Here is a 14,434-nt window from a genome sequence, read left to right as displayed (position 1 = left end):
TTGTGGTTTTTTAGGGTTTCCCGTGAATGACCGGCTCCCTGACTGAACGCCACCCGGCTGAATTTTTGTATCCCTTTTTTTTCCATTCTCCCGCGCCGCCCCCGCACCCCCATTTTTCTGATGAAAACACTCCGACATAATCGCATCCTCCTCGGCTGGTTCATGACCGTGCTGGTGTTCGCCATGCAAGTCGCCACGCCTCTACGGGGGGCTACGTTCTACTGGGATCCGAGCGGAGTGTCCGGCAGCAGCCAGACCTCCAGCGGTACGTGGGACACCACCACGGCCAACTGGGTGGCGAACCCTCCTTCCGGCAGTTCGCAGGTGCCTGCAGCCTGGGTCAACTCCAACACCAGCATCGCGGATTTTGGCATCGTCGGCAGCTCCACCAGCCAGAACATCACGCTCGGCTCCGCCGTCACGGCCAACGGCCTGCAGCTGGACAGCACCAGCGGCTTCACCCTCCTCAGCGGCGGCACGGTGGCATCCCCCACGGGCAGCCTCACCCTGGCCGGCACGAACCCCACCATCACCATCGGCAACACCAGCACCGGTGCTTCCGCCACCATCAATGCCGTGCTCAACGGCACCAGTGGCATGACCGTGCAGCCTGGCGGCACGGCCACCTCCGCCCGCCTCATCCTGGGCGCGGCCGGCACCAACACCAACTTTGCCAACAACCTCACGGGTGGCATCACGGTGGCCAACAAGGCGACGGTGGAGGCGATCATCCGCACCGGAAACAACAATCCGCTGGGCACCAACGCCATCACCCTGCAGGCCGGTTCCAATCTGGACCTCACCGGCACCCGTAATTCCAGCATCGGCATTTCCGGCCGTCTGTTTGACATCCCCGCCACGGCAGACACCTCCCGCGTCAATTTCAACGGCGTCGCCACCGGCGAATCGCTGCCCAGCCAGAGCCTGGTTGCCAGCGGCGGCCCCGGCCCGAATGCCAATGTGGTGACCCTCAGCAACACCATCGTGGGCACTTCCGGCACCCTGCCGACCACCGCCTCCCTGACCTCCGGTCAGCTGCTGAGCGGCGCAGGCGTGCCCGCTGGCGCACGCGTGGGCACCATCCTCAATGGCACGCAGTTCACCGTGGTGGATTCCAACAATCAGGCGCTGAACCTCACCGCCCCGATTTCCTCGATCACCGTCACGCCCCTGCTGACGTCCCAGCTGTCCAGCAATCCGAGCCCGAGCCTGCCGCTCTCGCCCACTTTCACCCTCAACGGCCTGGACGGTTCCGCCGTCACCTCCATCCGTTATCTGGACGCCAATAACACGGTGCAGACCGTGGCCAACTACGCCGTGCAGTGGGTGGGCAAGGTGAACATCACCACCGCGGGTGGTTACACCTTCTTCGCCAAGCCGGATGACGCAGCCCGGGTGTACATCGATGGCGTGCTGGTGCTGAACAATGACGGCGGCAAGGGCGCCACCGACCTCTCCAGCGCCGTGCTGCAGCTCGGCGTGGGCTACCATGACATCCGCGTTGATTACGTGCAGGGCACGGGGGGCGGCTCGCTGGACCTCGGAATTGCCGGCCCGCAGACTTCCTACGTCCGCACCAACCTCACCTCCTACCTCTACCAGGCGGAAACGAACACCGCCGCCGGCTCCAGCAACGCCATCGCACTGGGCAATGACATCGTCGTGAGCGGCAACGCTGGCATCAATCTCAAAGGAAACGGTACCTCCTCCGTCGCGCTGGGCGGCCTGCAGCTGAACACGGGCATGACCCTCACGGTGAAGGCCACGGACATCACGGGTGCCAATGAAGTGGTGGGCGGCAGCAGCGGCTTCGGCCAGACGCTGCGTTTTGCAGGCAGTTCGGTTTTCGGCACCACCACCACCATTGATGCCAATCCCAACGTGGCCTTCGATGGCACGATCTCGGACGGCGGTGTCTCCGCAACACTGGTGAAGAAGGGCAACGGGCGCCTGTTCTTCAATCAGACCGCCGTTGCCAACAATTTCGGCGTCGGCCACACCTCCATCATTGAGATGCAGGGCATCAGCACCACGCTGTCTCCCACCCTGGTGCAGAATTCCAACACCTTCACCGTCTCCGATGCCTCCACCCTCAGGCTGGGCATGACGGTCAGCGGCACCGGCATTCCTGCTGGAGCGTTCATCACCGCCATCAACGGCACCTCCGTCACCATTTCAGCCTCGGCCACCACGGCCGGTGCGCAGGTTCTCAACTTTGCCTCCACCCCCACGCTGGTGCTGAGCGGCGGCGCTGACGCCACCTCCGGCACCTTCAACCCCATCGGTTCCGCCACCGTGCGGCTGAATGGCGGCAACATGATCCTGGACTCGAAGGGATCCACGATCACCGGCTTTGGCCCCACCTTTGCAAACAACGTGCAGGTGGTCAAAGACGCCAGCATCCAGTCCACCGCCAATGCGGCCATCACCATTCTGGGCAGCAGCTCCAACACGATCACCGTCACCTCGCAGTCCATCAGCTCCACGGCGACGCTTTCCAGCGCGAGCGTGACCGTCCCGAGCGGCACGGGCTCCCTGCACGTGGGCCAGGTCGTGACCGGCACCGGCATCCCCGCCGGCACCACCATCAAGAGCATCGACGGCCCCACCACGATCACCCTCTCGCAGCAGGCGGGTGTTGGCGCGGGAACGAACAACCTCACCTATGGCACCACCCTGGTGCTCGACGCCATCTCCGGCGGTCTGCCTGTCGGCGACCCCGGCGCCACGCTGACGGTGGCGTCCAACATCGTGGGGGACGCCTCCACGACCATCGTCATCCGCTCCACCGTGATGAATGCGGGCACCACGATCAGCTCCTCCCAGGCCCAGGTCACCTCCAGTGCGCAGACCATTGGCAACAGCAGCGTCACCCCCGGTGTGGTGGCCCTGCGTGGAGACAACTCCAACTTCCTCGGCACGCTGAGCTTTGAAGCCAATGCCGGTCTGCGCGTGGAAGGTGTCAACGCCCTCTATGGAAGAACCTTTGCCCTCAACAATGCCAACACCCTCTTCCTCTTCGAAGATGGCAACGGCTCGGGCGGGGCCCAAAACCTCAATTTCAATATCAACCTCACGGTCAACAACAGCAACACCATCCAGGTGGGCCGCATTGGCACGCTGTTCGCCCCGTATTTTGCCCAGGCTGCGAACAAGACGGCGCAGATCACCACGCTGAACATCAGCCAGGCCACCCTGATCGTCGCCAACAACAATGGTTACGGGCTGGAAGTGACCGGCGCCACCACCTTTACCGGCGCTCCCACCTTCCAGGTCAACAACGGCACCAACTCCAACGTCGTGCAGGGCCTTACGCTCAGCGGTGTGGTCTCGGGCAACTCCAGCCTGTCCAAGACAGGCGGCGGCACCCTCGCCCTGACGAATCCAAACAACACCTTTGGCGGCACCGCCACCATCACGGGGGCCTTTGGCGTCAATGGTTCGGCCGTCATCACCGCCCCCAGCGTGGCCCAGCTGACCGTGGGCGAGCGTGTGAGCAACGGCACCACCATCCCTGCCGGAGCTTTCATCACGGCGGTAAACGTTCAGAACTTCGCCGCCAGCGCCGCCTCTGGCGCCACCACCATTTATATTACATCGGACCCCACCACGATCTTTGCCAACGGCATGCCGGTCACCGGTACGGGCATCGCCGCCAACACCACCGTCACCGGCTTCAGCAACAGCGTCACATCCTTTACCTCGGGCACAAATGGTACCAATACTGTGACGGTCACCGGCGGAGCGCTCATTGGCACCTACCAGGTGGGCAACACCCTCATCGCCGGCACCGGCATCCCTGCCGGCACTGTGATCACAGCCATCAATGGCAACGTCCTCACGCTCAATCAGAACATCACGGCCGCCAACCCGACCATCAAGCGCTACTCGCTCACGCTCAGCAGTGCCACCACCGCCGCCAATCCCACCGTGACGCTGCAGCAGGTCACGCTGAATGCGAACCTGACCGGTTCCGCCGGCACGGTCACCGCCACACCGGTCATCAACATTGCCGCCGGCACGGTGGCTGCCTCTTCGGACGGTGCCTTGGGCAATGTGGCCAATCAGATTCTGATCAACAACAACGCGACCACCGGCGGCCTGCGCGCCACCGGCACCTTCACCACCTCCCGCGCCATCATCTTGAATCAGGCGAACAACTCCATCGAAGTGTCCAAGGGCAACACCCTGACGCTCAGCGATTCGGGGGCCAACTCGGGCCTGTGGGTGGTGACAAGCACGAACAACCTGCAAAAGAATGATGAGGGCACCCTCGTCCTGACTGCAGCGCCGGAGAGCGGCACCGGAGCAGTCTCAGCCTGGAATGGCACCCTCACCGTCGCCCAGGGAAGTCTGCAGGTCACCAGCGCGGCGGCGTTTGGCGCCACGGGCTCCACCAATGCGGCCCTGCGCACCATCATCAATGACATCTCCGCGGAAGTGGCCCTGAACATTCCGGCTGGTGCCACCATCAACGAGACCTTCCAGATCAACACGCAGAATGGTCGCAACGTCTCCGGCATCAACTCTCTCGGGGCCATCCGCAACATGGCGGGCAACAATACGCTTTCCGCTCCGGTGATCATTTCCGGCACTCCGGCGGACAGCAACTCCAAGAACGTCATCATTGCGGGTGTGGACAATGGCACACAGCTCACGCTGGCAGGCGGCGTCCGCTCCAACTGGAGCGTCGGCGGTTCCGGTCAGTCGATGAACTTCTACCTTTCTGCCACCGGCACCGGTGTGGGCACTCTTTCCGCACCGCTGGTGAACCTGAACAACACCCCGGCCGCCACCACCTTGTACAAGATCGGCTCAGGCACCTGGAACATCACCACCGCCAACGCCTTCACCCCGAGCTTCCAGGCTTCCACCACCATCAACACCAACACGGTCACGGTCGGCAGCACCAGCGGCTTCTTTGTGGGCATGACCATCAGCGGCAATCCGAACATTCCTGCCGGCAGCACCGTGACCGCCATCTTGAATGACACCCAGGTGACCATTTCCAACAATGCCTCCGCCACCGCCTCCAACGTGGTCACCACCTTTGGCTCCGCCACCTCTGGAATCGGCAACTTCAACATCAACCTCGGCACGATCGGCCTTTCGGGCGCGGGCGTGGTCACCGGCACGGGAACGATCGCCATTCTTCCAAGCGCGGTGCTGAGCATTGACAACAGCGGCACGAACGTGAACAACCGCCTCTCCAACGCGCCGCTGACGATGTATGGCGGCAAGCTCAACATCACGGGCAGCAGTTCTGCCGCCACCGTGGAGCAGACCGGCACATTCACCGCGGGCAATGGATTCAGCACCATCACGCTGACACCTAATGCCAGCCAGTCCACCACGCTGGTGCTCGGCGTTGCCGCCGCAGTGGCACGCAGCGCGGGCGGCACGGTTCTCTTCCGCGGCACGAACCTTGGCAATGCGGCCGGTGCCAACACCGCCGTCGTCACCGGACCGACCACCACCACGGGTCTGACCTTCATCGGCCAGGCTGGCATCACAGGCACCACGAACAAGGCCATCGTTCCATGGGCGATCGTGGACACCAATGCCGCCGGAAACGGCATCTCCTTTGCCACGGCGGACTCCACCGGCACTGCAACCACTGGCACGAACGTCCTGCGCCCCCTGGCCGCAGGTGAAATGTCCACCACCCTCGCTTCCCTGGCCAACGTTTCCCTGAGCAGCGCCTCCAGCACCGCCGTTCCCCTGACCATCAACTCCCTCACCCTGAACAGCGGCGGTGCGGTGAACGTCGGTCTCGCTCAGACCCTGACGATCGACAGCGGTGGCATTCTCGCTTTCACGGGCAACACCGGCATCAATGGCGGCCTGCTCAGCACCACCAGCAACCGCGAACTCATCGTCTTCGCTCTTGGAAATCTGAACATCGGCAGCGCCATCGTCGGCAGCTCCGGTGGTTTGTCGAAATCAGGCGCGGGCACCCTGACCTTGGGCGCCATCAACACCTACACCGGCCTCACCAGCGTGAACCAGGGCGTCCTCCAGCTCGCGGCAGGCAGCACCAACTCCATCTACTTCAACAACGACCTGGTGGTCAATGCCGGCGGCACGCTGGACATGAACGGCAGCGTCCTCTACGCCAACCGCCTGCGCAATGACGGCAACGTCTTCGTTGCTGGCAACGGCGGCATCGTCATGAACAGCTCCAGCAACCAGGCCACCCTGGTCCTGGCCAACGCAGGTGTGAACTGGGCCGGGCAGATCAACGGCAACATCGCCGTGGTGCGCTCGATCGTCGGTGCGGGAACCAACGACTGGAACGTCTATGACGCGCAGGGCTACACCGGTGCCACCATCCTGAATGGCGGCCGCCTCCAGCTGCTGGACGCAGGCACGCTGGCCAGCACCTCCTCGATCTCGCTGAACAATGCCAACCTGCTCATTCAAAATGCCTCCAACCTGGGCATCAACATCAGCAACCGCATCAATGACGCCGCCCCCATCGACATGCGCGGCAGTATGCTCCAGTACCGCAACCGCACCGGCGGCAGCTCCACCGAAACCTTTGGCACGCTGACGCTCAATGGCGCGCAGAACATCATCGACGCCCAGCTCAGCAGCGTGAACATCAGCTCGACCGACCTGACCTTCGCCAGCCTGACGCAGGCCGCGGGCTCCCGTGCCACGATGCTCTTCCGTGGTGCGACCGGCCTCATTGGCAACAACGGCCGCGTGTTCTTCTCAACCGCTCCCACCTTGAACAACTACCTCATCGCCAATGCCTCCGGCCAGACCGGCTGGGCGGTGACAGACCGTGACTGGGCCAGCTATGCCGTCGGCACTGGTGTGGGCTCCCTCAGCCAGGTGGGCTACGCTGGATACGCCGCCAATCCGCTGAACACCATCAACACCGGCGGTGCTTCGGACAATCTCAAGATCTCCATGCCAGCGCTGCTTACCACGGGCTCTGCCGGCACCAACCTGCTCACCGTCAGCAGCACCGCCAGTCTGCAGGTGGGGCAGGTGATCAGCGGCCCGGGCGTTCCGGATGGCACCACCATCACCTCCATCACCAACGGCACGCAGTTCCTGATCAGCAACAATCTCACCGGCAACAATCCGACGATTGCCGCCTACCAGACGATGACGTCCAACCGGACGCTGAACACACTGAACCTGGACACCAGCCGCACCGCGACGCTGGACCTCGGTGGCAATACTCTTACCCTGGCCGGTGGCGGCATCATCGCTTCCCAGACCTCGGACAACACCGCCAACGTGGTGGTTCTCAGCGCCGTGCTCGGCAGCAACCAGGTGACGGTGCAGTCCATCCCGTCCACCCTGGTGGTGGGTTCGACCAACTTCAGCGACTCCGGCAAAACGGTGACCGCCATTGACTACGTGAACAACATCATCACGCTGAACTCGAATGTTGCCACGGCGATCAATACGCCCACCTCCCGCTCCTTTACCAGCGCCCTCCCCTCGCTGCTGACCATCACCAATGGTAATCTGACCAGCGGCACCACCTCCGCCCCGGCGGACCTCTACTACTGGGCGCTGCCTTACGGCTCAGGCCCCACCAACAACCGCGTGCAGGTGCTGGGAGCCAACATCGTGAACAACTCCGCCGGCGGCGCTGTCACGCTGGTGCTGGGCGGCAACGTCACGGGTGCGATTGTTGGCACTGTCATCAATTCAGTGGCCAACACCATCTCCGGCAACAACACCTACACCGGCGGCACCTTTGTGAACTCCGGCTCCTGGATTCTGAACACGCCGAACGCCAACGGCGGCTCCATCGTCTCCATCCCTGGCAACATCACCATCTCCGGCGGCAACAACGAAGAAAACAACGTCTATGGCGGCCAGGTGACCCTCGGGTCCGCCAACCAGATCAATTTCGGCGGCATCCTGACGCTCTATGGCGGCGGTTCGCTCGACCTGAATGACTTCAACCAGACCCTCGCCGGCATCATCATCAACAACACCGGCGGTGCGGCACCCACGATTGACATGGGCAGCGCCGGTCTCGTGCTCAACGGCAACATCACCGCCAACGCTTCCTCCGTGGGCAATGTGTCCCTCATCACGAGCGGCAACATCAACTACTCTTCCGCCACGACCAACGGCAGCCCCGTGGTCACCGTCTCCAGCACGGCCGGACTGCTCGTCGGCGCCTCGGTTACAGGCACCGGCATCCCCGGTGGGGCCACCATTGCCGCCATCGTTGACAGCAACACCTACGTCCTCTCCGCCAACGCCACCACCACCGGCACGAACAATCTGACCTACGTCAACTTGGGCCGTCTGGACCTCGGCGGCAGCACCCGCGTCTTTGACGTCGGAGCCATCGTGGCCAATGGCCAGAGCGTCGCGCCGCTGCAGGCCACGCTGAACATCAGCGCGCCGATCGTGAACGGCGGCATCACCAAGAATGGAGCCGGCCTGCTTCAGCTCGGCGCACAGAGCGTTTATTCTGGCGGCACTACGGTGAACAACGGCGGCCTGATCATCGGCGCCAGCAGCATCGGTTCCGCGGTCGGCGCCACCGTCACCAGCGGTCCGGTTGGTACTGGCACGCTGACGCTGAACGCCACCAAGGCCTCTCTGGCCACCACCACTGTGAACGGCAGCAAGCAGCTGACGCTGACCAGCACCTCAAGCCTGCTCACGGGCATGGCGGTCACCGGCACTGGCATCCCCGCAGGAGCCATCATCATCAGCATTGATGACGCCACCCACGTGACCCTCTCCGTGCCGGCAACGGCCAGCGGCAGCCCCACCCTTGGCTATGCCTCCACCCCCACGCTGATTTCCACCGCAGCCACCAACACCATCGGCAACACCATCGTGGCCAATGGCGACCTGCGCTTCGACGGCCTGAACAGCCTGACCTTGAACGGCGATGCCACCCTCGGAGCCACAGCCGCCATCAATGTGGTGCTGCCCACGATGACCGCGACCTTTGGTGGCAAGATCACTGGAGCGCACACTTTTGACAAAAATGGTCTCGGCGTGCTGGCCTTTGCCAACTCCTACGTGGCTTCCGGAAACCTTAACAGCAGCACGATGACCGGCACGATCAACGTCAACAACGGCACGCTGCGCCTCATCGGTCCCACCGGCGCGGCTTCCACGACGCCGCTGGGCACCATGGCCATCGTGCTGAAGGGTGGTACGCTCGATCTGCGCAGCAACGGCGCCTCCTCCTACGGCAGCATCGTCATGGGCAACAACGTCACCGTCGATGCCGGCCAGACCACCGCCACCATCAGCGTGGACCACACCACGAACCTGCCCAACTACGCCACCACTCCTGCCAATACCAACAACACCATTCAGATGGGAACTCTGGGCATCGCCGGTGGTCAGACCCTGGTGGTCTCTGGTTCCAGCAGTTACAATCTGCGTTTCACCGGCGGCGCCTATACGGGAAGCGGCACCATCAATTTCGCCCCCACCGTCGGCACCTCGCTCACCATCGGTGGTGGCTTCACCCCCACCCTGGGCTACGCGAACACCGGCGCAGGCACCCTTCTTCTCGGCGGCAACAACACCAACACCACCGCCACAAACGTCACCACCGCCGTGCTGATCGGTGCCGCTCCGACGGTGGATACGGTGAGCACACCTTTCGGCGTCGGAGCCGGTGCCACGGTGACGCTGAACAACGGGGTGAACTTCCCCATCGTTCCCATCGGCGGCATGCCGCAGCAGGGTTCTCCTCCGAACGGCTACACCCAGGGCGGTCTGACCGTCAGCTACTTCTCCGGCGGTGCCAACAACTTGAACTCCGCCTTTGGCTCAGGCATGGCACCGGGGGCCGTCCTCACCGGGGCGCTGCCTAACGATGCCAACTTCAACAACCGCCCGGCGCTTGCCACCCAGCTGGCTGGCACGCAGGCGGTTTATTCCGGCCTGCTGAAGATCAACACCGCAGGGGATTACAACTTCCAGGTCACCTCCAAGCAGGGCATGCTCGTTATCGATGGCGTGCCGGTGGCAGGAACGAACGTGGATCTCAGCAGCGGCACCGGCAACATGGCCCTCGCGGCCTCTGGCACGGGTTCCATTCGTCTGTCGGCTGGTTTCCATACCATCGTGTTCAAGTCCAACAGCACCACCGGCAATGGTGGCGTGCAGCTTCTCTATGGTGGTCCGGACACGGCCTCGAACAATCTTCCGACCGGTATCTACACCGGCAACCCTGCTCCCAACCCAGAAGCCAACCTCCAGGCCATTCCTTCCTCCGCCTTGTATTGGTCCACGGCCACCGCCACGGCTGCAAACGACTACAACAGCGCCGCCCAGATCAACAACGCCTTCATCGTTCCTGCTGCTGCCACCGTTACACTGGACGGCCAGGGCACGGACATCAACAGCACCATCGCCAGCCTCAACGTGGGCAATGGCTCCAAGGTGAACGTCAACAACCAGCTCGGCACGGGCTGGATCGGCGTGCTCGGCACGACCACCCTCGGCAGCGGCACGACGCTCTCCCCGAACACGGGCAAGCTTTACTTGATTGGTGGCATCTCCGATGGCGGCAATGGTGTGACCAAGACGGGAGACGGCACTCTGATCCTCGGTTCCAGCTCTTCCTTCACGGGAGCAATGACGGTGAACCAGGGCTTTGTGCAGCTTGCTGGTTCGAATGCGCTTTCCACCGGCGGCACCCTCATCACCCGCTTTATTCAGCCCACGAGCAATGTCAGCTCCTCCACGACTATCAATACCAACGTGGTCACGGTCGCCGACACTTCCGTCCTGAAGGTGGGCATGGCAGTCAGCGGCACCGGCATCGCCGCGGGCTCGTTCATCAGCGCCATCACCAGCGGCACGACTTACACCCTTTCGGCCAATGCCACAGCCACAGGCGCGGGCGTCGGACTCACGTATGACCCGTCCAGGCTGACGATTGTGGGAACTCCGGCACAGAATTCCCAGACTCTCACGGTCACCTCCACGGCGGGACTTTCCGTGGGCATGGCGGTCTCCGGCGGCATCATCAATCCGGGCACCTACATCAGCGCCATCACCAACAGCACCACGATCGTGCTGTCCCAGCTCACGCAAAACGTGGGCACCTCCACAACCAACATCACCTTCAACACAGACACCTACGGTGCGCTGGATCTGAATGGCGTGGCCTCCAGTGTGGGACGGGACATCACCCTCAACGGTGTCTCCCCGATCTTCCGCAACACCACCACACCCGCCGCCCTCTTTAACAGCAGCAGCACTGCGGCCAGCTTTGCCGGCAATGTCTCCATTGGCTCGGCCGTATCGCCGCTGGCCACCGCCATCGGCGGCTTTGGCGACATCACGATTTCTGGCACTGTTCAGGATGGCGGCACCGCAGGCGTGGCCTGGAGCAAGGTGGGCCCTGGAACCCTTACCCTCAGCGGCAACAACACCTTCACCGGTGCTCTTTCGGTCAACAACAGCGTGCTGAAACTCGGCAGCGCCACGGCCCTGGGCAGCACCTCGGGCGGCACCACGGTGGCCAACGGCGCAACGCTGGACCTCAATGGCCAGAGTGTCGTGGCCGAACCGCTGGCGATCACCGGCGCGGGCACCACCGGCCTTCCAATTTCGAACACCCAGGGAGCCGTGATCAACAGCAGCGCAACCAACGCCTCCTATGCCGGCACGATCACTCTGAACGCCGCCAGCAGCATCGGTGGCAGCGGCAATATCACCCTTACGGGCATCGTCACGGGTTCCACTCTTCTCACCAAAACCGGCACGGGCACCCTGACCATCAACGGCGTCAACACCACGACTGGCGGCATCACCGTGAATGCGGGAACGGTCGTCGTGAGCGGTGCCGGCATCCTGCTCGGCGCCGGTGGCACCACCACAGTCAACACCGGGGCGGGCCTCGTGCTTGATTACAGCACCAACACTCCTGGTCGTCTGGGCGTCCGTCCGGTGACCTTGAGCGGCGGCCTGCTTAACTTCGCCGGCAACACCTCCACGACCTCCACCGAAACCGTGACCGGTCAGGCGCTGACCATCAATGCCGGCGCGTCCTTGATCAGGCTGACTGGAAACACGGCCTCCACTGGCGCAGTGCTCACGTTTGGTTCGCTCGCGCGCGGCGGTGCTGGCACCGCGCTGTTCCAGGGCACAAATCTTGGAACCGCAGCCGCTGGAAACAACATCAGCAACATCATCTTCACCACCGCACCCGGTGCCACGGGTCAGGGTGGAGCCGCGGCTGCTAACAACCGCGGCATCCTGCCTTGGGCTGTCATCACCAATGATGGCGGTACCACTTACAGCTTTGCCGCCCCCAGTGCCGCCGCTAGCAACGGCCTGCAGGCCCTCGCGATCGGCAGCGACACGGCTCCAGTGAATACCCTTGTGGCCAATGCCAACATTTACCTGACCAACGGAACCACGGTGACTTCCAGCGCCGGTCCGCTCACCGTCAACTCGCTGACCTTCACCGGAGCTGGAAGCGCGCTGGCCATCAATGCAGGCAGCCGTGTTCTCATCGACAGCGGTGGCATTCTGGCCACGGCAAACAGCTTCATCAATGGCACCGGCCAGCTGCTGACGACCAACAGTCTCAACCGCGAACTCATCGTCCACGTCATGGGGGGGGCGAATACGCTGACCATCAACCCCACTCTCTACACGACCGCCGGTGGTCTCACCAAGGCGGGCTCGGGAACCTTGCTGCTGAACTCGGCCCAATCCTACCTCGGCCAGACGACGGTCAACGGTGGCGTTCTCAAGCTCGGTGTCGCACAAGCTATCTTCAACCCGTTTGCAACGATCCCGGTGGCCGGTGCTGTCAACTCGGCCCCGACAGGACAGGTGCTGCAGCTGAATGCAGGAACGGGCGTTGCCTTTGGCCTCGCCTCCACGACCAGCAACAACAGCCAGGTGGTCACCGTGGGCAGCACCGCCGCGCTTAGCGTGGGCATGTCTGTCTCGGGCGGCAACATTCCTGCAGGAGCCATCATCACCTCCATCATCAACGGAACGTCCTTCCTGATCTCCATGCCCACAGCCGGCACCGGCGGTGGCAGCGCCACTCTGAGCTACGGCGCAGTGAGCTCCGGTGTGCTCGACCTCAATGGCAACAACCAGGGTGTCGGCGTCTTGAACAGCGCCAGTTCGCTTCCTGGCATGGGCGGCATGGTTTTGAACTCCGGCACCGCCGCGGCGACCTTCCGTGTGGGCATGAATGCCAGCGGCACTTTTGCCGGCACCATGGCCGACAATTCTGCCCTCACCACCACCGGCAAGCTCAACTTTGTGCGTGACAGCGGCAACACCCTGACGCTGACCAGTGCCAACACCTACTCTGGCACCACGACTCTTCAGGGAGGCGTCACCCAGCTTCAGGACTCCGGCACGCTGCAAGGCACTTCCGGCATCACTCTGCGTCGTGGCGTCCTGATCTGGGACGACAACGCTGGAGTTCAGGCGCTTGCCACTCGTCTGTCCGCCAGCGTGCCGGTGACCATGGATGGCGGCGCATTCGTCTTCCGCGGTCGCTCCGGCACCAATGGCACGGCGCAGGCCGGCGCGGTGACCTTGAATTCGGGCTCCTCCCTCATCAGCGTCACCCCGAACAACGGCACCGCCACATTGACCCTCGGCTCGCTCTCCCGCGTGGCCAACTCCGGCGCCGGCATCACCTTCAGCAGCTCAGGCGCTGTGGGTGACAATGGCCGCGTCTTCTTCACCACCGCTCCTACCTTGGTGAACGGCATCATCGGCGCATACGCCACGGCCATCGGCATTGACCCCATCGCGGGTGGCGGCAACCAGGCTGAATTTGCAACTTATGATCCGGCTTCGGGCATCCGCCTCGCTGGTACCTACAGCACGGCGCTGGTGGCAGGTGCTTTCGGCAACTCGCTGCAGTTTACCAATGTTCGCCAGTCCGGCAACGTCACCCTCGGGGCCGGCGGCATCACGGTGAACACCCTCACGATTAACAACGTGGCGGCTTCGCTTACCTTTGCAGAAGCCACCGACGTGCTGAAACTCACCGCAGGCGGCATCCTCACCGGTCTGGACAACAACGGCAAGAGCATCGGTACTGCAGCCGTCCGCGGCCAGATCACCACAGGTTCCGGAGTGAGCGAACTCTTCGTTCACCAGGGTGCCAACGTGCTGACCATCAACTCCGTCATCACCGACAACGGCAATCCGCTGAATGTGATTTTTGATGCCATGAGCCAGACGGGCAACAACCCGACGGTGACGCTGACCGGTGCGAACACTTACACCGGTACGACTTACGCCAACGGCGTCATCCTCAACCTGAATTCCCCGGCTGGACCGGCCATCGCAGGCAATCTGGTGATTTCCGGCGGCACCAACAACGGCGCTGATTCTGCCCCGATCGGAAACTCCTCCGTCACCCTCCAGCAGAGCAATCAGATCGCGACCACCTCCACCGTTACCGTCAACGGCGGGTCCCAGCTGA

General features: G+C 63.2%; 1 protein-coding gene (running past one end of the window). It reads left to right on the top strand.

The annotated features are described in order from the left end of the window. The first annotated feature begins 120 nt into the window (after positions 1-120). A protein-coding gene (locus tag ACILSO_RS18110) for an autotransporter-associated beta strand repeat-containing protein (protein ID WP_395738852.1) crosses the window boundary here: on the top strand, positions 121-14,434 show its start. The gene runs 21,521 nt beyond the window's last position; only the first 14,314 of its 35,835 coding nucleotides appear in the window; it begins with the start codon at positions 121-123; the stop codon falls past the right edge of the window.

Source organism: Prosthecobacter sp. (assembly GCF_044226605.1).
GTDB lineage: Bacteria > Verrucomicrobiota > Verrucomicrobiia > Verrucomicrobiales > Verrucomicrobiaceae > Prosthecobacter.
The sequence above is the reverse complement of the archived record's forward strand: the minus strand, read 5'-3'. Positions and strand labels throughout refer to the sequence as shown.